Annotated in this window: 18 protein-coding genes; 16 read left to right on the plus strand and 2 right to left on the minus strand. The window is 75.3% G+C overall.

Translation table 11 applies throughout. From position 1 onward, the window contains the following. The first annotated feature begins 450 nt into the window (after positions 1 to 450). From ABT093_RS26710 to ABT093_RS26765, 12 genes are all read left to right on the plus strand, one after another. Entirely contained in the window at positions 451 to 927 is a 477-nt protein-coding gene (locus ABT093_RS26710; protein WP_350568787.1) for a GNAT family N-acetyltransferase, read from the plus strand. Positions 928 to 1,801: 874 nt separating this feature from the next. Further along, on the plus strand, positions 1,802 to 2,659 hold the full coding sequence (locus tag ABT093_RS26715) for a leishmanolysin-related zinc metalloendopeptidase (RefSeq protein WP_350568789.1): 858 nt from the start codon (positions 1,802 to 1,804) through the stop codon (positions 2,657 to 2,659). Between the two features lie 13 nt (positions 2,660 to 2,672). Next, complete coding sequence (locus ABT093_RS26720; protein WP_350568791.1) at positions 2,673 to 3,053, plus strand: hypothetical protein; 381 nt, start codon at positions 2,673 to 2,675, stop codon at positions 3,051 to 3,053. Positions 3,054 to 3,308: 255 nt separating this feature from the next. Then, positions 3,309 to 6,932: a DUF4132 domain-containing protein gene (locus tag ABT093_RS26725; protein WP_350568793.1), complete on the plus strand. Its 3,624-nt coding sequence runs from the start codon at positions 3,309 to 3,311 to the stop codon at positions 6,930 to 6,932. A gap of 50 nt (positions 6,933 to 6,982) precedes the next feature. Then, on the plus strand, positions 6,983 to 8,065 hold the full coding sequence (locus ABT093_RS26730) for an ATP-binding protein (protein WP_350568795.1): 1,083 nt from the start codon (positions 6,983 to 6,985) through the stop codon (positions 8,063 to 8,065). Then, positions 8,065 to 10,347 (plus strand): DUF5682 family protein, encoded by a 2,283-nt coding sequence (locus tag ABT093_RS26735; protein ID WP_350568797.1) that lies wholly within the window; start codon positions 8,065 to 8,067, stop codon positions 10,345 to 10,347. Before ABT093_RS26730 ends, ABT093_RS26735 begins: the two co-directional genes overlap by 1 nt. Continuing rightward, positions 10,344 to 11,486 carry a VWA domain-containing protein gene (locus tag ABT093_RS26740; protein WP_350568799.1) on the plus strand — a complete coding sequence of 381 codons (1,143 nt, stop codon included), beginning with the start codon at positions 10,344 to 10,346 and terminating at the stop codon, positions 11,484 to 11,486. Before ABT093_RS26735 ends, ABT093_RS26740 begins: the two co-directional genes overlap by 4 nt. Next, on the plus strand, positions 11,483 to 13,498 hold the full coding sequence (locus tag ABT093_RS26745; protein ID WP_350568801.1) for a YehQ family protein: 2,016 nt from the start codon (positions 11,483 to 11,485) through the stop codon (positions 13,496 to 13,498). Before ABT093_RS26740 ends, ABT093_RS26745 begins: the two co-directional genes overlap by 4 nt. Positions 13,499 to 13,667: 169 nt before the next feature. Continuing rightward, entirely contained in the window at positions 13,668 to 14,078 is a 411-nt protein-coding gene (locus tag ABT093_RS26750; protein WP_350568802.1) for a VOC family protein, read from the plus strand. 51 nt (positions 14,079 to 14,129) lie between these two features. Beyond that, positions 14,130 to 14,651, plus strand: coding sequence for a helix-turn-helix transcriptional regulator (locus ABT093_RS26755; protein ID WP_350568804.1), 522 nt, complete (start codon positions 14,130 to 14,132; stop codon positions 14,649 to 14,651). A gap of 85 nt (positions 14,652 to 14,736) precedes the next feature. Next, complete coding sequence (locus tag ABT093_RS26760) at positions 14,737 to 15,150, plus strand: VOC family protein (protein WP_350568806.1); 414 nt, start codon at positions 14,737 to 14,739, stop codon at positions 15,148 to 15,150. Positions 15,151 to 15,303: 153 nt separating this feature from the next. Then, on the plus strand, positions 15,304 to 15,738 hold the full coding sequence (locus ABT093_RS26765; protein ID WP_350568808.1) for a YdeI/OmpD-associated family protein: 435 nt from the start codon (positions 15,304 to 15,306) through the stop codon (positions 15,736 to 15,738). A 127-nt stretch (positions 15,739 to 15,865) separates the two neighbouring features. Here the strand turns inward: ABT093_RS26765 and ABT093_RS26770 are convergent, their stop codons facing one another. Continuing rightward, positions 15,866 to 16,018: a hypothetical protein gene (locus ABT093_RS26770; RefSeq protein WP_209413824.1), complete on the minus strand. Its 153-nt coding sequence runs from the start codon at positions 16,016 to 16,018 to the stop codon at positions 15,866 to 15,868. Positions 16,019 to 16,227: 209 nt separating this feature from the next. After that, positions 16,228 to 19,005, minus strand: coding sequence for an AAA family ATPase (locus tag ABT093_RS26775; RefSeq protein ID WP_350568897.1), 2,778 nt, complete (start codon positions 19,003 to 19,005; stop codon positions 16,228 to 16,230). A 151-nt stretch (positions 19,006 to 19,156) separates the two neighbouring features. On the opposite strand from ABT093_RS26775, the gene ABT093_RS26780 reads away from it, so the two are divergent. The 4 genes from ABT093_RS26780 (at position 19,157) to dgoD (ending at position 22,618) form a co-directional block, all read left to right on the plus strand. Then, complete coding sequence (locus tag ABT093_RS26780) at positions 19,157 to 19,714, plus strand: TetR/AcrR family transcriptional regulator (RefSeq protein WP_350568809.1); 558 nt, start codon at positions 19,157 to 19,159, stop codon at positions 19,712 to 19,714. Positions 19,715 to 19,879: 165 nt separating this feature from the next. Continuing rightward, positions 19,880 to 20,647, plus strand: a complete 768-nt coding sequence (locus ABT093_RS26785) for an SDR family NAD(P)-dependent oxidoreductase (protein ID WP_350568810.1) — start codon at positions 19,880 to 19,882, stop codon at positions 20,645 to 20,647. A gap of 34 nt (positions 20,648 to 20,681) precedes the next feature. Continuing rightward, positions 20,682 to 21,476, plus strand: a complete 795-nt coding sequence (locus tag ABT093_RS26790) for a FadR/GntR family transcriptional regulator (RefSeq protein WP_350568812.1) — start codon at positions 20,682 to 20,684, stop codon at positions 21,474 to 21,476. After that, on the plus strand, positions 21,473 to 22,618 hold the full coding sequence (dgoD, locus tag ABT093_RS26795; RefSeq protein ID WP_350568813.1) for a galactonate dehydratase: 1,146 nt from the start codon (positions 21,473 to 21,475) through the stop codon (positions 22,616 to 22,618). Before ABT093_RS26790 ends, dgoD begins: the two co-directional genes overlap by 4 nt. The last annotated feature ends 37 nt before the right edge of the window (positions 22,619 to 22,655 follow it).

Below are 22,655 nucleotides of genomic sequence, written 5' to 3' on the forward strand. Positions count from 1 at the left end.
GGCCGGGGCCCCGCGCGGCCCGGCCCCTCCGCCCCGCGCGGGGGGGGCGCGGCCCGGCCGGGCCTGCCAACCGCCGCTGTTCGTAGGCCGGTTGTCATCGATGCCGGACACAACGGTGACGGGTGCGCGGTCGCTCCGGCGCGGCATTGCACGGATTGATCAGGAGCCGCACCGTGAGTTCCGGCCGCAGGGCGAACCGGGCAGGCTCGGTCGGACTGCAGGAGCCTGGAGAGCTGTCCGAGCCGCGTCCGCCGACGAGGTCTTCGCGTACGCATCGGCGGGCGGACACCGTTGGCAGCGGTGTTCCTGGTCCGCTCGGGTCCAGGCGTCGGCCAGGTCTGGCCGGTCTCGACCTCGACCCAGGTGGAGGGGTGTTGTGTGGTCCTCGCCGGGGACGATCGACAGGTGAGCACCCCACCCCTCCCCCGCAGAGGTGCCAGGATGCACTCCATGGATCTTGAGAACGCCGGCGGGCTGATGACACGTCGCGCGAACGCCTCGGACTGGACCGGACTGGCCAGGATCGACTCCATCGCCGCCGCGGGCGACCACGCGCGGGGCGTGAGCATCCGACGCTGGTGCGAGCAGGGACTGGTCCTGCTCGCCGAGGACGCCTCCGGGCCCTTGGGCTACAGCGTGCTGGAGTACACCTTCTTCGAGCAGGGCTTCGTCACCATGCTGATGGTCGCGCCCACCGCCCGTGGACAAGGCGTGGCCGCACGCCTCCTCAAAGCCACCGAAGCCGCGTGCACCACCCCGAAGCTGTTCACCTCGACCAACGTCTCCAACCACCCCATGCAGCGCCTGCTGCAGTTCGCCGGCTGGAGCCCGGTCGGCCTGCTCCACGGCCTGGACGAAGGCGATCCCGAACTCTTCTACCTGTGCCCGAGCACCCGGCTGCGTGGCGCATCCGGGGCAGAGGGTTGAGCAGCAAGCCACGTGTTCGGACGAAGGCCGGGAGCCCTGCCCAGACGTTCGACCGTCACGGACCGAGCGCAGGAGCGGGGCCGACCCGCCGCCGGAGCGGCCGGAGGCCCCACAGGGGCGACCGAAGTCGGCCTTCCCCTGCGCCGACCCGGGTGCGGCGCTCTCTCTCATTTCTCGTAGTCGCGCAGCCAGTCGCGCATCCGGTCGGCTGACGTGACGGTCGGTCCCGGGCTGTCCGGCCGGGGCCACCGCCAGGAGGTGAGGTGGCCGCCACCGGCTTCAGGGGTGGGCCGCCGGGAGGAAACCGAGCGGCAACCGGGCGGCAACCGAGAGGAGCTGGACGACCACGGTCGGGGACGAGGCGGCGGGCAGTGCCGCGCCACCGCTACCGGTTGTGACCGGCTCGGCCCGAACGGTCGCTCCGGAGCGTCACCACGGCAGCCGAACGCCCTGGTCGGAGTCCCACCCTCGGCCCCCTGCGACCAACGGGGCGTACGAGGTCGGTCACCGACCGTTCCGATGGCTCACAGTGGCCAGGGTTCGCCGGAAAGAGCACGGCTCGATCCGTGACCCGCAGTCACCCGACACCCCGGCAACTCAGCTCCGCACGGTCACCGGGCCGGCCGGCCCGCGGTCGCTACCGCATGCAACGCCCTTGCCACACAACGAGTTTGGGCGAGATCCACGGGTCCACAGCACCAGAACCGAGAGACAATCAATAACGACAGAGGGGCGAACCCGCAGCGTCGCGTTCCCCGCGCGCCGACCAGCCCTCCCGCAGCCGAAGGACCCCGGCGCGGTGCGTGCCGGGCACCCGACGCTCCCTTCCACCATCGGCACCGTGACACGACTCCCACGAAGGAGTGGGAACCTCATGAGCGAGAACGAGCGCCACTTCGCGCGCGCCGACCACGAGGCCGCCAAGCGCCTCGCCAACACCGAATCCCCGTTCACCATCGAGGTCGAGTTCCTCGACGGGCTGACCGACACCCAGAAGAACGCGTTCAAGCAAGCCGCCGACCGCTGGGTCAAGGTCATCGTCGGCGACCTGCCCGACATCGCGCTGGACGACGGCCGAATCGTCGACGACCTCCTCATCCAGGCCGAGGGAAAGCCCATCGACGGCGTCGGGATCGTCCTGGGCCAGGCAGGCCCCACAGGCCTGCGACCCAACCCCGGCCCCACGGAGTTCATCCCCGCGACCGGTCTGATGTCCTTCGACACCGCCGACCTCGCCAGCATGGAGGCCAACGGCACGCTCGTCGACGTCATCACCCACGAGATGGGTCACGTCCTCGGCATCGGCACCATCTGGGACCTCAAGCACCTCCTGCGCGGCGCCGGAACCTCCAACCCGACCTTCATCGGCCGGGCGGCCATGGCCGAGTACGCCCGCCTCGTGGGCACGTCCGCCCCCAGGCGCGTCCCCGTCGAGAACACCGGCGATCCGGGAACCCGCGACGCCCACTGGCGCGAGTCCGTCTTCGCCAACGAACTCATGACCGGCTTCGTCGGCCGGGCCGGCAATCCGCTGAGCCGGCTGACCGTGGCGAGCCTCGCGGACCTGGGCTACCAGGTCGACCTGGACGCCGCCGACCCCTACACCCTGCCCAACCACCTGGAACTCGCCGAGAGCGGCGTGCTGCGGGCCCGCATCGCTCCCATCGACGTCGGTGTCATGCGCCCCACCTCGCCCGAGATCCTGCCCGCCGGCAGCCTCCAGGCCGCCTGAGGCGGCATCCGCCATGGCGGACAACGACCCACCCCACCGGAAGAACGAGCCCTACGCCGTCCGGCGTCCCGAGGCATCCGTTCTCGACAGCCGAGCCGTCGTCCCCCGGGACAACGTCGTACGCCCCCCGCCCAACCAGTTCACCCACACCCTGATCACCGACCAGCCCTACTGGTACGACCACAGCAGCCCCGGCGGACCGCCCGACGGAACGGTCCCGGCCGGAACCCCCGTCGCCCTCCTGATCCGGACCGGCGACCGCTGCCGTGCCGTCACTCCCACCGGCCTCTACGTCACCGTCCCCTGCCCCCAGCTCCGTCCCCTGCCCGGCCCGCACCGGGACCGGTCGGCGCCTCCCGACGCCGCCGCCGGTCCAGGGGCCGGAGCTGAGTAACGGTACGCCGGGCGGCGGGTGATCAGCCCGGGCTGGGACCGAGGCCCTCGCGGCGACCGGAGACAGCTCCGGCCGCGACGAGGGCCGACGACGGTCGGCCGCGCGGACAGGTTCCCCCGGTGCCGGTCGCACGACTGCGCCCGACCGCGCGGGGGCGGTCCGGGCGGCCGTGACGGGCGGTCCGGCGATCTGGCTGTCGGAGGGCGTCGGTACTGTTCCTCACCTGATCGAACGTTCGAGGAGAGGGGCGGAGCTGTGCGGCGCTGGGAGTTCGTCGAGGGCGGCTCGGACAAGTTCTGGGAGGCCTCGGTCGACGATGCGGTGGTGACCGTGCGCTACGGCCGGTCCGGCACCGCCGGGCGGGAGCAGAGCAAGGAGTTCCCGACCGCGGAGGCCGCGCAGGCGCACTTCGCCAGGACGGTCGCCGAGAAGGAGCGCAAGGGCTATCGCGAGAGCACGGCCGGCGCGGCACCCGTCCCGCCGTCCGTCGCGGTGACCCCGCCGGCCGCCGCCCCCGGGCTTCCGGAGGCCCCGGTCGACGAGGACGCCTTCGTCCTGCCGGAGGCCTGGCGGAGGGCGCTGATCCCCCGCCGGGGCGGGGTCTCCCGCCCTCCGGCCGCCGCGGCGAGGAACGCGGTGTCGGAGTACCGCGCCTCGCTGAGGCAGCTGGACGACCGGATGGAGCAGGCGCTCACCTCGGACCGCAGCGACGCGGACCTGGTGGCGGCCGCCCGCGCCCACCACTCCGGCCGGCAGGACCCGCTCGGTGCGGCGGTGGTCGCCGCGTTGTTCTCGCGCTTCGCCGAGAACAGCGTGCGGAAGGCCGTGGACGCCTGGGTGGCGGAGTTCGGTCTGCCGTTCGCGGCCAGGGCCACCGTCGAGCTGTTCACGACGGCCGTCGAGACCGACTGGCACAACTCCCGCTCCGTCAACCCCCGCGTCCGGCGCGGACCCGACCCGAGGAGCGGCGTGTACCGCCCCGCCGCGGACCGGGTCCGGTCACTGCTCGCGGCGTGCGACGAGGAGACCCACCGCGCGGCGGTCGAGGAGCTGGCCGGGTGCCGGAACAGCCTGACCCGCCTGCTGGTGGCGGCCTACCTGGTGCCGTCCGAGTCCGCCTGGGCCGAGGAGTGCGCCGAGTCGGGGGCCCGGCTGGGCTCCGCCGAGTGGTCGATGCTGCTGTGCTCGCTCTCCTCGGCCGAGCCCCTGGAGAAGCTTCCCCCGCTGCCGAGCCTGGGCTGGAACGGATGGTCCGCCGAGATCATCGCGACCGTGGCGGAGGGCCTCGGGGGCGCCGCCGCGCCGCTGATGCTGCACGACCTGACCACCAGCCACCACGACAACGACGGGAGGAAGCGGCTGCTGGGCGCGCTCGCCGAGCTCCCCTCCGACGAGGGCTTCCGGGGGCTGCTGGCCCTTCAGGGCGACAACAAGGCCGCCCGCGGAGCCCTGCTCGCCGCCGCCCGCCGCTTCCCCCGGCGGGCCGTGCGCCTCCTCGCGGAGGCCGCGGCGGCCCCGGCCGGCCCGGCCGCGCAGCGGCTGTCCCGGCAGCTCCTGACCGGCCACGTCGCCGCCCACCGCGCGATCGCGCTGGAGCTGTTGCCGCAGCTGCCGCCGGAGCAGGCCGCCGTGGTCGAACCGCTCACCGACCTCGGCCACCTGGTACCGGAGGTCCGTTCCGACTCGCTGCCGGAGCTGTTCACCAGCCCGCCGTGGGAGCGGCCGCGCTCCACCGGCAAGCCCCGCGTGCTGACCGGCCTCACCCCGCCGCAGGAGCCGCAGGTGCGGTGGCTGCCGGGTGAGCGGGAGGCCTGGGCGAGCGCCGAATCCTGGTACGCCCGCTGGTCGGACGGCGACTGGCAGCGGATCGCGGGCACGATCCGGGCCGCGGGCGAGTGGTCCGCCGAAGCCCGGTACCGCTCCAACCGGCACGAGGAGCTGGCGCTGTTCGCGTACGGCGACGAGGAGCTGGCCCGGCCGCTGATCGCGCGGTGGCGGACCGACGAGCACATCTGGGACGCCCAGGGCGCGCTGCGCCGGGTCGCCGCCCGTTTCGGGCCGGACGCGCTCGAACCGATCCGGGCCGCCGCGCTGCAGAACCCGGCCGCGTACGCGTCCCTGCTGCTGCCGTACCTGGACGTCCGGGTGGCCGAGACGATGGCGGACTGGCTGGGGCGCCTCAAGTCGGCCGGGGACACCGCCCGTTCCTGGTTCACCCGGCACGGCTCGGACGCGGCCCGGCTGCTGGTTCCGGCCTCGGTCGGGAAGGCCGGAGCGGCCCGGCGCGATGCCGAGCACGCCCTGCGGCTGATCGCCGCCGCGCACGGCGCCCCGGCGGTGCGCGCGGTAGCCGGCGAGTACGGGCCGAAGGCGGAGGAGGTGGTGGGCACGCTGCTGTCGGCCGACCCCCTGGTGAACGCGCTGCCGGCGAAGCTGCCCCAGCCCGGCGACTGGGCGGAGCCGGTGATGCTGCCGCAGCTCCTGGTGCGCGGCGGCGAGGGCGCCCTGCCCACCGCGGCGGTGCGGCACGTGCTCACCATCCTCGCGCTGTCCAAGTCCGGGGAGTTCTACCCCGGCCTCGACCAGGTGGTGGAGGTGTGCGAACCCCGGTCGTTGACGGAGTTCGGCTGGGCCGTGTTCGAGCAGTGGCGGCTGGCCGGCATGCCGTCCCAGGACGGGTGGGCGCTGCACGCGCTCGGCCGGCTGGGTGACGACGAGACGGTCCGCCGGCTGACGCCGGTGCTCCGGGCGTGGCCGGGCGAGGGGGCGCACCACCGGGCCGTGGACGGCCTGGAGGTTCTGGCCGGGATCGGCAGCGACGTCGCCCTGCTGCATCTGCACGGCATCGCGCAGCGGGTGAAGTTCAAGGCGCTCAAGGCGCGGGCACAGGAGAAGATCGCCGAGGTCGCGGCCGGTCTCGGCCTGTCCGGGGAGCAGCTGTCGGACCGCCTGGTGCCGGACTTCGGGCTGGACGCCGACGGGACGACGGTCGTCGACTACGGCACCCGGACGTTCACGGTCGGCTTCGACGAGCAGCTCAGGCCGTACGTGCTGGACGCGGCCGGCGCCCGCCGCAAGGATCTGCCGGTCCCGGGGGCGAGGGACGACGCCGAGCTGGCGCCTGCCGAGCGCAAGCGTTTCGCCGCGCTGAAGAAGGACGTCCGCACGGTGGCGGGGGACCAGATCCGCCGTCTGGAGGACGCGATGGTCACCCGGCGGTCGTGGACGGCGGAGGAGTTCGACCAGCTGTTCGTCGGGCATCCGCTGCTGTGGCACCTGGTGCGCCGGCTGGTGTGGCTGGCAGAGGCGGACGGCACCACGACGGCGTTCCGGGTCGCCGAGGACCGCACCCTGGCGAACGTCGCGGACGAGGTGTTCGTGCTGCCCGCCGGGGCCACCGTCCGGCTGGCCCACCCGCTGCTGCTCGGCGCGGAGCTCGCGGCGTGGTCGGAGCTGTTCGCCGACTACGAGATCCTGCAGCCGTTCCGTCAGCTCGGCCGCGCGGTGCACGCGCTGACCGACGGGGAGCGGGCGGGCCACCGCCTGGCCCGCTTCGAGAACGGTCCGGTGCTGCCCACCGCCCGGCTGGTCGGCATGGAGCGGCGCGGCTGGCAGCGCGGCGAGCCGCAGGACGCGGGCGTGGAGCGCTGGCTGTCCCGCCGGGTCGGGCCCGACCGCTACGTGGTGCTCGCACCGGAGCACGGCATCGCGGTCGGCATGCACGACGTGTACCCCGAGCAGCGGGTGGAGACGGTGTGGCTCGACACCCGTCCGGGCGACTACTGGACGCACAACCGGACGTTTCCGACCTTCGCCGAGCTCGACCCGGTCACCGCCTCCGAGGTGATCGCCGACCTGATCGAGCTGACCACGCCGTGACGGCGCACCACCTCACCGACAGCCACGCGAACCACTCCGGGAAGGCCGCCATGACCACCACCGCCGAGGAGCAGCTCCAGCGGCCGCCCGCCGAGGTCCGGTACGCCGAGGAGCTGGCGGCGCTGCGCGCCGGGGACCGCGACCCGCGCCCGCCGGGCTGGGAGCTGAGCCTGCGCGCGGCCCGCCGGTTCATCGTCGGCGACGAGGCGGCCGGCATCGCCCGCAAGTTCGTCGGCGATCCGGCGCTGGTCGAGCGCGCCCTGGTGACCCTGGCCACCAACCGCGGCCTGCTGCTGGTCGGTGAGCCGGGCACCGCGAAGTCGCTGCTGTCGGAGCTGATCGCGGCGGCGGTCAGCGGGACGTCCCGGCTGACCGTGCAGGGCGGCGCGGCGACCACCGAGGACCAGATCAAGTACTCGTGGAACTACGCCCTGCTGGTCTCCGAGGGCCCCTCCACCCGGTCGCTGGTGCCCGCGCCGATGCTGCGCGGCATGGCCGAGGGCCGGGTGGTCCGGTTCGAGGAGATCACCCGCTGCCCGCTGGAGGTGCAGGACTCGCTGCTGTCCCTGCTCTCCGAGCGGGTGGTGGCGATCCCCGAACTGGACGGGCCGGAGGGCATGGTCTTCGCCAGGCAGGGCTTCAACGTGATCGCCACCGCCAACACCCGCGACCGAGGGGTGAACGAGATGAGCGCGGCGCTCAAGCGCCGGTTCAACTTCGAGACGGTCTTCCCGATCCCCGACCTGGCGACCGAACTCGCCCTGGTGGAGGCGGAGTCCGGGCATCTGCTGCGCCGCTCCGGGGTGGCCGCCGCACCCGACCGGGACCTGCTGGAGGTCCTCGTGACCACGTTCCGCGAGCTGCGGGCCGGTGAGGGCGGTGACCGTCCGGCCGCGGTGATGAGCACCGCGGAGGCGGTCTCGGTCGCCCATGCCATCGGGCTGCGCGGCTGGTACCTGCGCGGCGAGGCCGGCAACGCGGCCGACCTGGTCGCCGGCCTGGCCGGCGCCGCCGCCAAGGACAGTCCGGAGGACCTGGCCCGGCTGCGCCGCTACCTGGAGCAGCGGGTCCCTCGGCGGCACGGCCCGCACTGGAAGGCCGTGCACGACGCCCGCCACCTGCTGGCCGGCTGATGCCCGCGGTCTTCCTCGGGGTCCGCCACCACTCCCCCGCCTGCGCCCGGCTGGTGGCGGACACCGTCCGACGGCTGCGGCCCGGGTACGTGCTCGTCGAGGGACCGGCCGACCTCAACGGCCGGCTGGACGAGCTGGCCCTCGACCACGAGCTGCCGATCGCCGTGTTCAGCCACTACCGCGACGCCGAGCGGACCGCCACCACCTGGGCGCCGCTGTGCGACTACTCGCCCGAGTGGGTGGCGCTGCGGGAGGGCCGGGCGGCCGGCGCGGAGGTGCTCTTCGTCGACCTGCCGTCCTGGCACCCGGCGTTCGACCTGCGCGCCAACCGGTACGCCGACGCGGAGGCCCGGTACGCCGAGGCGACCGCCCGGCTGTGCGAGCGCTTCGGCACCGGCTCGGTGGACGCCCTGTGGGACGGCCTGTTCGAGGTGGCACCGGCGGACGGGCTCGCCGAGCGCCTGGACGCCTACTTCGACCTGGTCCGCGGCGACGCCGAGGCGGACGAGGGCGACCGGGCCCGCGAGGCGTACATGGCGGCCTGGATCCGCGCCGTCCTGGCCGAGGCGGGGACGGCGACCGTGCTGGTGGTCACCGGCGGCTTCCACACCCCCGCGCTCCGCACCCTCTGCGCGCGGCCCGCGGAGGCGCCCGGCCGGCCCGCGCTTCCGGAGCCGCGCCCCGGCGCGGTGTCCGGAAGCTACCTGGTGCCCTACTCGTTCCGGCAGCTGGACGCCTTCACCGGCTACCAGTCGGGCATGCCCTCGCCCGCCTACTACCAGCGGCTGTGGGAGAACGGCCCCGGCCCCGCGGCCGACCGGCTGCGGCAGTCCGTGGTGTCGCGGCTGCGCGGGCGGGGCCTCCCCGTCTCCACGGCCGACCTGGTGGCCGCCGCCGCGCTCACCGGCGGCCTGGCCGCGCTGCGCGGACACCCGGTGCCGGCCCGTGCCGACGTGCTCGACGGCCTGGTCGGCGCACTGGTCAAGGACGACCTGACCCAGCCCCTGCCCTGGTCCCGGCGCGCCCCGCTGGCGCCGGGCAGCCACCCGGTGGTGGTCGAGACGGTCGCCGCGTGCAGCGGCGAGCGCACCGGGCGGCTGCACCCCGACACCCCGGCCCCGCCGCTGGTCCACGACGTCGCCGCCCGGCTCGCCGCGATCGGCGCCACCGGCACCCGCCCGGTGACCTGCGAGCTCACCACCGAGCACGGTCTGACGGCCAGCCGGACCCTGCACCGGCTGCGCGTCCTCGGCGTGCCCGGCCGTCACCGCACCGCCGGGCCCGCCCACGGCGCCGACCCGGTCACCACCGAACGCTGGGAGGCCGGACCGGAGGCCGGCCGCGACGCCGCCCTGATCGAGGCGGGCGCGTACGGCGCCACGCTCGACGAGGCCGCCGCCGGCGTCCTCGCCGAGCGCGCCCGTACCACCGGCCCCACGGACGGCGGACTCGCCGTCCTGCTCTTCGACACCGTGCTGTGCGGCGCCACCGCCCTCACCGACCGCCTGCTGACCACGCTCACCGCCGTCCTCGCCCGCCACCCCGACCCGGGTTCGCTCGGCGCCGTCCTCGCCACCGCGCTCGGCCTGTGGCGGCACGACCGGGTGTACGGCACCGCCCGCAGTCCGCTGCTGGCCGCCGTCCTGGACGGTGCGGTCGCCCGCATCCTGTGGCTGGTCGAGGGCGCGCACGGCCGCTCCGGCGCCGACCCGGCGCGCCTCGCGGCCCTCGCCGCCGTCCGCGACGCGCTGTGCCACGCCCCTGGCCCGCTCACGGTCACCCCCGAGGACGCCGCCGCCCTCGCCCTGCGCATCGCCCGCGACCCGCACGCCCCCGCCGACCTGCGCGGCGCCGCCCACGGCCTCCACCTCGTCCTCACCCCCTCGGCCGATCCCGGCCTCGCCTCCGCCGCCCTGCGCGCCGCGGGCGACCCCGGCGCGCTCGGCGACTGGCTGGCCGGCCTGTTCGCCCTCGCCCGGGAGGAGGTCACCGCCGACGCGGGTGACGGCTCCCTGCTGGCCGCCGTGGACTCCGTGCTCGCCGATCTCACCGACGCCGAGTTCCTCATCGCCCTGCCCGCCCTGCGCCAGGCCTTCGCCTGGTTCCCGCCGCGCGAGCGCGAGCGGATCGCCCGCCGTCTGATCGAGCGTCGCGGTCTGCGCGGCTCCGCCCGCGCCCTGCTCCGCACCACCGCCGACCCCGTGCACCTGGCCGCCGCCCGCGCCCTGGAGGAGAACGTGACCGCCCTGCTCGACCGCCACGGCCTGCGGAGCGCCCGGTGACCTCGCCCGAGCCGGCCCCCGGAACGGCGCCCGACCCCGCCCTGGAGCGCTGGCGCCTGGTCCTCGGTTCCCCCGCCGAGCGCTGGACCGGCAGCCCGGGCGCCGACGGCGCCGCCCGCGACGCCGCCCTGGAGTGGCTGTACGGCCGCGACGAGGACCTCGACCGGCGCGGCATCCGCGGTGCCGGCCTGGACCCGTCCCGGGTCACCGCGGTCGACTGGCTGGACGCCATCCACCGGCTCTTCCCCCGCGAGACGATCGAGCGCCTGGAGCGCGACGCCGTCGAGCACTACGGCATCGACGAGATCGTCACCGACCCGACCGTCCTGGAGCGGGTCGAGCCGAGCGCCGCCCTGCTGCGCGCCGTGCTCCGCACCAGGCACCTGATGAACGAGCAGCTGCTCGGCCAGGCCCGCCGCATCGTGGCCACGGTGGTCCGGCAGCTGATGGAACGCCTCACCCCGGAGCTGCGCCAGGCGTTCACCGGCGCCCGGTCCGCCCGCCCGAGCCGCCGCCCGCTCGCCCGCGACTTCGACTTCCGCCGCACCGTCCGGGCCAATCTCGGCCGCTACCGTCCCGCCGAGCGGCGGATACTGATCGAACGCCCGCACTTCCACTCCCGCACCCGCCGGCACCTGGAGCAGTGGCAGCTGATCCTGCTCGTCGACCAGTCCGGTTCCATGGTCGGTTCGGTGATCCACTCCGCGGTCACCGCGGCCTGCCTGTGGGGCCTTCCGGGCCTGAAGACCCATCTGGTCGCCTTCGACACCGAGGTGGTGGACCTCACCTCCGACGTCACCGACCCGGTGGAGCTGCTGCTGCGGGTCCAGCTCGGCGGCGGCACCGACATCGCCCGTGCCGTCGACTACGCGGCCGGTCTGGTGGAGAACCCTCGGCGCACCGTCCTCGCGGTGATCAGCGACTTCTACGAGGGCGGCGACCGGTACCGGCTGCTGCGCACCGTCCGCTCGCTGACCGAGCAGGGCGCCACCGTGCTCGGCCTCGCCGCGCTGGACGAGGAGGCCGCCCCGGCGTACGACCGGGAGCTGGCCGGCCGGCTCGCGGACGCCGGGGCGCGGGTGGGCGCGATGACGCCGGGGATGCTCGCCGAGTTCGTCGCCGAGAGGATCGGCCGATGACCGCCGCGACGCGGACCGATCTGCTCGCCCTGGACACCGACACGCTCGCCGCCCTCGCCAACCGAGGCCTGGTGAAGCGCGCCGCCCGCGAGGTCGCCGCGGGCGACGGGCCCCTTCCCGAACTCGACCCGAACGGCACGCTGCGCGGCACCTGCCCGGACGGCAACACCGTCGTCCTGCCGCCCGGCACCGGGCTGGACGGCGGCAGCTGCACCTGCGGCGCCCCCGGCGTGTGCCGGCACCGGATCGCCCTGGTCCTCGCCCACCAGCATGCCGCCGCCGACGGCCCCACCCCGCCGGGTCCCGCCCCCGGCGGCGGCCCCGCGACGTCCGGCGCCCCGGCGCCCGCCCCCATGTGGTCCCCCGGCGCACTGGACGACGAGGCGCTGACCGCCGCCGTCGGAGCCCGTGCCGTGGCCGCCGCCCGCCGGACGCTGGCGCGCGGCTGCACCGCGCGGCTGCACCACGCGCGCCCGGACGATCCGCAGCCGGTCGCCGAACTGGCCGCCTGCACGGTCCGGTTCCCCGTCCCCGGTGAGCTGGGCTTCGCGGTGACCGACGCCGCGCAGGACCGCCGCGGCGAGATGATCGCCCTCGCGGTCTGGGCCTTCCGAGCCGCCGACGGCCGACCGACCGTCACGCTCGGCGATCCTTCCGCGCCGGATCCGGGCATCCCGGCGGTCCTGGACACCGCCCTCGATCTCGCCCGCGACCTGCTCCTCGACGGCGCCGTGCACGCCGGGCCGGTCCTCACGGCTTCTCTCCGCCGGGTGCGCGGCGAGCTCGCCGACCGTTCCCTGCACTGGCCGGCCGACCTGGTCGCCGACCTGATCGGCCAGCTCGACGCGTACGCCTCCCGGTCCGCCGACCACCGGCCCGGGGAGACCGCGCTGCTGCTGGCCGAGCTCCACGCCCGTCACCGCGCCGCCGCCCGCCCCGGCGCGTCCCGGTCCGAGATCCTCGGCGTCCGGGAGACCGCCGAGACCCCGCTGCGCCGGGTCCGCCTGACCGCGCTGGGCTGCCGGATCCGCGGCACCGCGACGACCCGGTCCGCCGAGATCTACCTCGCCCACCCCGCCGCCGGGACCGTCCTGGTGCTCCGCCGCGGCTGGGACGTCCCCGCCGACGGCTCTCCACCCACCGGGCACGCGCTGGGCGCCCGCCGGATCGCCGGCCACCGCCTCGACGCCCTCGCCCGCGGCAACGTGGTCAGCGAGAGCGCGGTCCGCAGCGCCGCCCGTGAACTGCGCCTCGGCCGAGGCCGGGCCGCCGCCGGCACCGTCACCCCGGTCGGCGGCTCCTGGACCGACCTGCCCGCGCCGCTGCTGCTCACCGACCTCGACGCCCACCTGCGCACCCTCGAAGGCCGGCCGCCATGGCTGATCCGGCCGCGCATCGCCGCCGAGTCCCTGCACGTGGTCCGGCTCTCGGCCGTGGAGGGGATCCGGTACGACGCCGGCGAGCAGCGTCTGGAGGCCCCGGTCCGGGACGCCGTGGGCAACCCGGCCACCCTGGCCGCCACCCACGACCCGGTCTGCCCCGGCTCCCTCGACGCGCTCGCCGCGGCGCTCGGGTCCGGCGCCGTCACCCATGTCAGCGCCGTCGTCCGACGGGCGGCGGGCCGTACGGTCCTGGAGCCCGCCGCACTCCTCGCGGGTGACACCGTCATCGTCCCCGACCTCGCTCCCGGCACCGGGTCCACCGCCCTCTCCCCCGCCGCGCCGCCGCCGGCCGACCCCGTCGCGGCCGACCTCGCCGAGGCCCTCGCCGCTCTCGCCGACACCGCCCACCGGGGCCTGCGCCACCCGGACGGCCCCACCCTGACCCGTCTGGACCGCACCGCCGCCCAGCTGGACCGAGGCGGCCTGGCCACCACCGCCGGGCTCCTGCGCGCCCTCGCCCACGCCATGCGCGCGGGCGACCCGGAGGCCGCCGCCCGGACCTGGTCGGACGCGGTCGTCCGGGTCGCCGTCACCGTCGAGGCGCACCGGGAGAGCGCCGGCCGCCCCTGAGCACCGCCGCCGGGAACACCGGCCGGGGCGGCCCGAGCGGACGGCGGCGGAGTCCGGGCGTGCCCGGAGCCACGCGTGCCCGGAGCGATGCGCGTCCGGAACCATGCGTGTCCGGATCGATCAGGAATCGAGAAGCGCTGTTCACGGAGTTGCCCATAGCCTGCTCGCCATGGACATCACCATTCACACGACCGCCCTTCCGCACGACGACCCGGACGCGTCGCTCGCCTTCTACCGCGACGCCCTCGGCTTCGAGGTCCGCAGCGACGTCGGGCAGGGCCGGATGCGCTGGATCACGGTCGGCCCGCCCGGTCAGCCGGGCACGTCGATCCTGCTGGCGCCGCCCGCCTCCGATCCCGGCATCACCGAGGACGAGCGCCGCACGATCACCGAGATGATGGCCAAGGGCACCTACGGCTGGATCCTGCTGGCCACCCCGGACCTCGACGCCGTGTTCGAGAAGGTGCAGGCCGGTGACGCCGAGGTCGTCCAGGAGCCGACCGAGCAGCCGTACGGCGTCCGCGACTGCGCGTTCCGCGACCCCGCGGGCAACCTGATCCGCATCCAGGAACTGCGCTGACGCGCGAGGACGCCGATGGACAGGGAAGACGAGGGACAGAGGGGGGCTCCCATGTGCAAGGAGGAATGGCGGCGCGCACGCGTCCAGGCGCAGCGCCTGGCCGATCTCGCGCGGCTGCGCCGTGTCCGCGACCGGATCGACCGGGAGTACGCGCAGCCGCTGAACGTGGAGGCGCTCGCCCACGATGTGAACATGTCCGCCGGGCATCTGAGCCGGCAGTTCCGGGCCGCCTACGGCGAGTCGCCGTACGCGTACCTGATGACGCGTCGCATCGAACGGGCGACGGCGCTGCTGCGGCGGGGCGACCTCAGCGTCACCGAGGTCTGTTTCGCGGTCGGCTGCGCGTCGCTGGGCACGTTCACCACCCGCTTCACCGAGCTGGTCGGCATGCCGCCCGGGGCCTTCCGGCGCCAGGCGGCGGATGCGGCGGCCGGCCGGTCCGACACCTCGGGTGCGGCCCGCGACGCGGGACCGGCGGTCACCGTGGAGGGGATGCCCGCGTGCGTGGCGAAGCAGGTCGCGAGACCGGTCAGGAATCGAGAAGCCCCGCCCGCCGCGCGGCCCCTAACGTGATGTCCATGGCGAGCGGCACTTCCGCCCCTCCCGCCACAGCCCGCACATCCCCATCCATCCGCAACACCAGCACACGGAGTACGACATGAAGGCGCACGTCAGCTCGATCCTCCTCGGCGTCCGGGACATGGACCGGGCCAAGCAGTTCTACACCGAGGGACTCGGCTGGAAGATCCAGAACGACTACGGCATCTCGGTGTTCTTCGAGTCGGACGGCGCCTCGCCGGTCGGCTTCTACGAGCGCGGGGGCCTGGCCGGCCAGGTGGGCACGGACCCGGAAGGCAGCGGCTTCAGCGGGCTGGTCCTGACCTACGTCGTCCGCAGTGAGGCGCGGGTCGACGAGATCATCGCGGAGGCCCGGAAGGCCGGCGCCACGATCCTCAAGCCCGCCGGCGCCCTGCCGTGGGGCGGGTACGGCGGCACCTTCGCCGACCCGGACGGCTACGTCTGGAGCCTCGGCTACAGCGCCCAGGGAACCGACCAGCCCTACGCCGAGTAGCCGCGCCCTCCTGCCCCACAGCCGTTCGGGACGGCGCGGCGCGTGCCGCGGCCGTCCCGGACACGGCGATGGCCCCGGCGCGGGAAACGGGAACGGGAACGGTCACGGCGGCCGGAGCCGCGGTGAGCCGACAGAACGACCAGGAGAAGGATCGTGAGGTTCACGGCCCAGGTCGAACCACCCGAGCCCATGCGGGGGCTGGAGGTTCCGCCCGCGGTGGTGGCGGCGCTCGGCGGGGGCGCGCGGCCGCCGGTGACGATCACGGTCAACGGGCATTCCTGGACGAGCCGGGTCGCCCTCCTGCGCGGCCGTCACCTGATCGGCCTCAGCAACGCCAACCGACGGGCCGCGGGTGTCGCGATCGGCGACGAGGTCGAGGTCGAGGTGCGACTCGGCACCGGGCCGCGCGTCGTCGTGGAGCCCGCGGACTTCACCCGGGCCCTGGACGGCGATCCCGCCGCCCGCGCCGCGTACGACAAGCTCGCCCACAGCCGCAGGCGTGAGCACGTGCGCGCCGTCGAGAGCGCGAAGAAGCCCGAAACCCGCTTGCGGCGGATCGAGAAGGCGATCGCCGCCCTGCGGGGCTGAACCCCGGGGAACGGGACTTCGCCGGCCGTGCCGCCTCGGCCTCGGCCGCTCCGGCGGGACGGAGGCCTGCCCGGTTCGCCGCCCCCGGGTCAGTGCTCCCGGGCAGCGGCCTGCCAGGCGGCGCCGCTCAGCCGCCGAGGCGGGCGAGCAGCAGGCGCGCCCGCCGGGTCTTGGCCTCGGCGCGGTTCTTCAGGTACAGCGCGTGGGCGAGGCGGTGCTGCTCGGCCTCGCGCATCCGCTCGTCGATGATGGCGCGCGCGGTGTCAAGGTGGTAGTTCATGACAGTCGTCTCCCTCTGGCAGGTGGCCCGCCGATGGCTTCACCATCGACCCCCAAGGCCGCCTTCCACCTATGATTCTACACCCAAATGTGACCACCGCTTGCCATTTCACAGCCGAACAAGCCTTGTTGTCCTACTGTTTAAAGGCCCGTCGGTTGGTGAGCATTCGGTGTGCCGGGCGTGACCGGCCGCCGTCCGGACGAGGACGGTCAGGGCGCGGCGGGGTGCTGGCCGCCCAGCCGGGTCAGGGCGTCGCGCAGGGCGGCGCGGGTGGTGATGCCCAGCTTGGGGAAGGCGCGGTAGAGGTGGGCGCTGACGGTGCGGGGGGACAGCCGCATCTGCTCACCGATCTCCTTGTTCGTCAGGCCGCCGGCGGCGAGCTCGGACACCCGGCGTTCCTGCCAGGTCAGCGGCACCGCGGTGGGCGCCGGGGTGCGGGACGCGACGCCGGCGGCCCGCAGTTCGGCCTGGGCGCGCTCCGCCCAGGCGGTGGCGCCGAGCCGGTCGAGCGTCTCGGCCGCCGGGGCGAGGAACGCGCGGGCCGCCGCGCCGCCCTGGGTGCGGCGCACCCGGGTGCCGTGCGCGAGCCGGATCCGGGCCAGCTCGAACGGGAAGCGCTCGGCGGCCGGGTGTGACTGGGCGCGCGCGTACATGTCCGCCGCCTCCCCCTCGTCGTCGGCCGTCAGCGCCAGGGCTCCGTAGGTGACCAGGGCCAGGCGCGGGGAGATGTCCGGCAGGCCGGCGTCCCGGGCCGCCAGCGCGTGGGCGCGGGCCTGCTCGGCGCGGCCGGTGTGCAGGGCGGCCTCCACCAGGTCGAGCAGGGTCCGCGACGCCTGGTAGGCGTAAGGCCGGAACGCGCCCGGCGCGGTGATGCCGATGGAGTAGAGGAACGCGGTCTCGTAGTCGCCGGCGCTCAGCGCGATGGTCGCGCCGACGGCGTCCGCGATCTGGGTCAGGAAACCGACGGCGCGCGGGCGGGCCCAGGCGTCGACCGCGGCCTGCAGGTCGCGTGCCTCCTGCGCCCGGCCGCGCAGGGCGGCCAGCTGGGCCAGGTAGGCCCGCGTCTGGTGGGCGAACAGCCCGTGGCCGTGTTCGCCGGCCAGGGCCAGGGCGCGCCGTCCGGTGCGCTCGGCGGCCTCCCACTGACCGAGCGCCAGCTGGTCGAGCATGATCAGGTGCAGCATGACGATGCCGCTGGAGACCGCGCCGGTGTCCAGTTCACGGTCCACCACGCGCTCCAGGTGCGGGCGCAGCGGGCTGAGGACGTCGAGGTGGTAGGCGGACACGGCCAGGCGCGTGACGTCCCACGGGTCCTGGTCCTCCAGGTCCACCGCGGCCCGGTCCACCGGCTCGGACCAGCCGGCGCCGTGCCGGACCACGTCGCTCCAGGTGCTGCCGTACATCGACGCCCGCGCGGTGGCGCGGTCGCCGAGGGAGGCGAGCACCTCGTGCGTGCGCTTCCAGGCGTTGCGGCTGCCGGCGTACTGGCTGACGGCCAGCAGCAGGCTCACCAGCCGGTCGAGCACCTGCGCGCCGTCGCCCCCGTCCGCTCCGCCGTCGCGCAGCCGCTCGACCGCCGCGGTGACCCGGCGGTGGGTGGCCCGCACGTCGCCGTCCTGGTACAGCGCCAGGTAGGCGTTGGCGAGGACCGCGGCCGGATCGTCCTCCGAGCCGTGCGCGGACGCGGCCCGCGCGAGGCTGCGCGCCTGGCCGAGCCGGTCCGCCTGCGCCGCGACGAAGGCGGCGTCACCGACCCGCCGGGACCGGTCGGCCCGGTGCTCGCTCAGCTCGGCGGCGCGGGTCAGCCAGGACACCGCCATCAGCGCGCCGCCGCGCCGGGTGGCCGAGCGGGCCGCGGCCTCCAGGGCGGCGGCCACCTCCTCGTCGGGTTCGACGGTGGCGGCCGCCAGGTGGGTGGCGCGCCGTTCCGGGTCCTCCCGGTGGACGTGCGCCAGCACCCGGTGGGCGGCGCGGCGCTGGTCGGTCGTGGCCAGCCGGACGACGCTCGACCGCACCAGCGGGTGCCGGAAGGCGAGGTCGCCGGTGGCGGGCTCGACGACCAGCAGACCGCAGGCCACCGCCTCGTCGACACCGCTCATGCGGTAGCGCGCGGCCGTCGGGGCCGCGCCGTCGCCCGACCTGGCCGCCGCGCCGTCGAGGGCTCCGGTCAGCAGTTCCGCGCGGACGGCGTCGCCGAGGCGCGCGAGGCGGGCGGCGTAGATCTCCTGGATCCGCCGGGGCAGCGGCACGCCGTGCCGGCCGGGCGGTTCCTCCGGCGCCGGGCCACCGGGGCGGGCGGCGATGTGGGCGGGCAGTTCCAGCAGGGCCAGCGGGTTGCCGCGGGCCTCGTCCAGCACCTGCGCGCGCAGCCGCTTGCCCAGCTCGGGGTGGTGACGGTCCAGCAGCCGGGTGGCGTCCGCGTCCGCGAGCGCGCCGACCGGCATCTCCGGCAGGGCCGCGGTGTCGAACCGCGAGGCGATGTCGCCGCGGACGGCGACCAGGAGTCTGGCCCCGGGGCTGCCGGCCAGCCGGCGGCCGACGAAGCCGCAGACCTCGGCGCTGGCGTCGTCCAGCCACTGGCCGTCGTCGAGGACGAGCAGCAGCGGCCGCCGCGCGGCCGTCGAGGAGAGCAGGGTGAGCACGGCGATGCCGAGGGCCATGACCGACGGTGGCGGGCCGTCGGTGCGGCTGAACACCGCGTCGAACGCCGCGCGCACGTCGGCCTTCAGTTCGCCGCCGTCGGCCCGGCCGCCGTCCGGGAGCAGCGGGTAGAGGAGCTGATGCAGCCCGGCGTAGGGCAGTTCGGTCTCCGCCTCGACCCCGGTGGCGCGGATCACCAGGTGGCCGGCCCGGGCCGCGTGCTGCGCCGCCAGGTCGAGCAGGGCGCTCTTGCCGACCCCCGCCTCTCCCCTGAGCAGCAGCGCCTGTCCGTCGGCGGCCCGCACGAACGCGGTCAGCCGATCCCGTTCGGGCTCCCGGCCGACCATCACCATGCCCGGTTCCACGCTCCGTTCCCTCCCCTGCCCCCGGCCGCCCCCGAAGGCGCGTCACCACCCGCCGTACTCAACTGGACGGTTAGTTGATTAGACTGTGCCTTGGTACAACTGTCAAGTAAATGGTTAGTTAGGAGCTGGGTGCATGGAGCGCGACGCGGAAGCCACGAAGCGCAGACTCATCGCGGCCGGCCGGGCGGAGTTCGCCGCGCACGGACTGAACGGCGCCCGCGTCGACCGCATCGCCGCCGCCGCGCGCAGCAACAAGGCGCAGATCTACCACTACTTCGGGAACAAGGCCGGGCTGTTCGACGCGGTCTGGAACGAGCTGGTCGAACAGATCGTGGTGAGCGTGCCGCTCGACGCGGACGACCTGCCGGGGTTCGCGGCCGCGCTGAGCGACCTCTACGCCGAGGACCCGGCCATGCCCCGGATCATCACCTGGCAGCGGCTGGAGCACGGCAGCTCGGTCAACGAGCTCGGGGTCGCGGACGTGCGCAGCAGGAGTGCCGCCATCGCCGAGGCGCAGGCCAGGGGCCTGGTCTCGACCCGGTTCGAGCCCGAGGTCCTGATCGCCCTGCTGGTGCACGTCGCGATGCTCTGGCCGGCGGCCAATCCGGAGGTCCTGGCGGTGGTGGACCTGGAGGACCGCGCGCGGCGCCGCGAGGTGGTCCGCCGGATCGCCGCCGCCCTGGTGGAGTGAGGCCGCGGCGGTTCCGCCGACGGGCGGGGGTCCGCCGACGGGCTTCGCCGACGGACCGGCCCCGGGGCGGGGGCGGGGGCGTTCCTGGCACGGGGAACCGCACGGGCCCAGGCCGATGCGGCCGGGATATTTCCATAATTAATGACAAGCACTAGGGTGCGGCTCGTGGCAGAACTGACGGGTCGAAGGTTCGAGGGAAAGGTCGCCGTGATCACCGGTGCCGCCCAGGGCATCGGCGCGGCCACCGCGCACCGGCTGGCGTCCGAGGGCGCCTCGGTGGTCCTGGTCGACATCGCGGACGCCCCCGGCCGGGCCACCGCCGCGGCGATCAGGGAGCGGGGCGGCAGGGCCGAGTACCGGCACGGCGACGTGGCCTCCGCCGCGATGTGGGACGAGCTGGCCGCCGCCGTCCGGCACACCCACGGGCGGCTCGACGTGCTGCACAGCAACGCCTACGCCGTCGTGGTCAAGCCCGCCCACGCGCTCAGCGAACAGGAGTGGGACAGCCAGCTGGACGTCACGCTCAAGGCCTCCTGGCTGGCGGTGCGCGCCTTCGCCCCGGCGCTGCGCGAGTCCCTGGGCTCGGTCGTGCTCACCTCCTCGGTGCACGCCCTGGTGGGCCTGCCCGGCCATCCGGCCTACGCCGCGGCCAAGGGCGCGCTGGGTGCGCTCGGGCGGCAGCTCGCCGTGGAGTACGGGCCGCGGGTGCGGGTCAACACCGTCCTCCCCGGGCCGATCATGACCTCGGCCTGGGACCGGGTGGACGCGGCCGGGCGCGGCGCGAGCGCGGCCGAGACGGTGGCCAAGCGGTTCGGGCGCCCCGAGGAGGTGGCCGCCGCCGTGGCGTTCCTGGCCTCCGGCGAGGCGTCCTACATCACCGGCGCGAGCCTGGTGGTGGACGGCGGATGGTCCGTCGTCAAGGCCTCGTCGTGACCGGGGCGCGGCGGGACGCGGAAGGCGGGCCGACATGAACTACCCCGGCCGGGGGCTGCACGGACAGGCCGTCGAGGTCATCGGCGCGCGGATCGTCGCGGGCGCCTACCCGCCCGGCTCGTCGCTGCACCCGGGTGCGATCGAGCAGGAGCTGGACGTCAGCAAGACGGTCGTCCGCGAGGCGCTCCGGGTGCTGGCGGCGAAGGGCCTGATCGACTCGCGCCAGAAGCGCGGCACCTTCGTGCGGCCCCGCGCGGACTGGAACCTGCTCGACGGCGACCTGCTGCGCTGGCAGACCCTCGGCGCCCCCGGCCGGACCGGTGCCCAGGGCCGGATCGAGGCCCAGGCGGGGCCCGGCGCCCAGGACCGGTGCGGCGTCCGGCACCGTCCCTTCCTGGACGACCTCGCCGAGGTCCGCGGCATCGTGGAGCCCGCGGGCGCCCGGCTGGCCGCCGTACGCCGCGACGAGGCCGACCTGGCCGCGCTCGCCGCCGCGCTCGACCGGATGGGCGCGGCGGGCCGCGACCCGCAGGCGGTCGTCGAGGCCGACCTGGCCTTCCACCGGGCCCTGCTCGCCGCCGCCCACAACGAACTGCTGACCCGTATGGAGGTGGTCATCGAGGCCGGCCTGCGCGTCCGCGACCGGATCGTGCACGGCGCCGGGCACTGGGCCGACCCGGTCCCCGCCCACGCGGCCGTGCTGCGGGCGGTGCGGAACCGGGACCCCGAGGCCGCCGAACGCGCGGTCGAGGCGCTGCTCGCCCAGGCCTCCGAGGACCTCGCGGAACTGGCGGACGGGCCCGGCCTCGGGGAGGGCGGGAACGGATGAGGATCACCTCACTGGAGACGTTCCTCGTCGCGCCGAGATGGCTGTTCCTGCGCGTCGCCACCGACGAGGGGATCACCGGCTGGGGGGAGCCGGTCGTCGAGGGCCGCGCCGAGACGGTCCGCACGGCCGTCGCCGAGCTCGCCGACCACCTCGTCGGCCGGGACCCGCTGCGCATCGAGGACCACTGGCAGGTCCTCACCAAGGGCGGCTTCTACCGCGGCGGACCGGTGCTCTCCAGTGCGGTCGCCGGCATCGACCAGGCGCTGTGGGACATCGCCGGAAAGGCGTACGGCGTCCCGGTCCACCGGTTACTGGGCGGGCCGGTCCGCGACCGGGTCCGGATGTACGCCTGGATCGGCGGGGACAGCCCGGCGGAGGTCGCCGAACTGGCCCGCGCCCAGGCCGAGGCCGGGTTCACCGCCGTCAAGATGAACGGCTCGGGCCCGATGGGACCGCTGGAGACCCAGGGCCGGACCCGCGAGGTGGTCGACCGCGCCGCCGCCGTACGGGAGGCCCTCGGCCCCGAGCGCGACCTGGTGATCGACTTCCACGGGCGGATGTCCACCGCGATGTCCCGGCGCCTGCTGCCGCTGCTGGAACCGCTGCACCCGCTCTTCGTCGAGGAGCCCGTCCTGCCCGAGCACTCCCGTCACCTGGAGCGGCTGGCCGGGTCGACCGGCGTCCCGCTGGCCGTGGGCGAACGCCTCTACTCCCGCTGGGACTTCCGGGACGTGCTCACCTCCGGCATCGCCGTCGCCCAGCCCGACGTCTCGCACGCCGGCGGCATCTCCGAGGTCCGCCGCATCGCCGCGCTCGCCGAACTCCATGACGTCGCGCTGGCCCCGCACTGCCCGCTCGGCCCGATCGCCCTCGCCGCCAGCCTCCAACTCGCCTTCGCGGTACCGAACTTCCTCATCCAGGAACAGAGCCTGGGCATCCACTACAACCGTGGAGGCGAGCTGCTCGACCACCTGCTCGACCCGACGCCCTTCCGCTTCACCGACGGCCACGCCGCCCGCCCCACCGGGCCCGGCCTGGGCATCGAGATCGACGAGGCCGCCGTCCGCCGGGCCGCCGAGCTCGGCCACCGGTGGCGCAACCCCGTCTGGCGCCACCAGGACGGCTCGTTCGCGGAATGGTGACCGGCCGGGACCCCAGGGCCCCCTGAGGCCGCCGGGA

Origin of the sequence: Kitasatospora sp. NPDC002551 (genome assembly GCF_040296005.1) — a bacterium.
Classification (GTDB): domain Bacteria; phylum Actinomycetota; class Actinomycetes; order Streptomycetales; family Streptomycetaceae; genus Kitasatospora.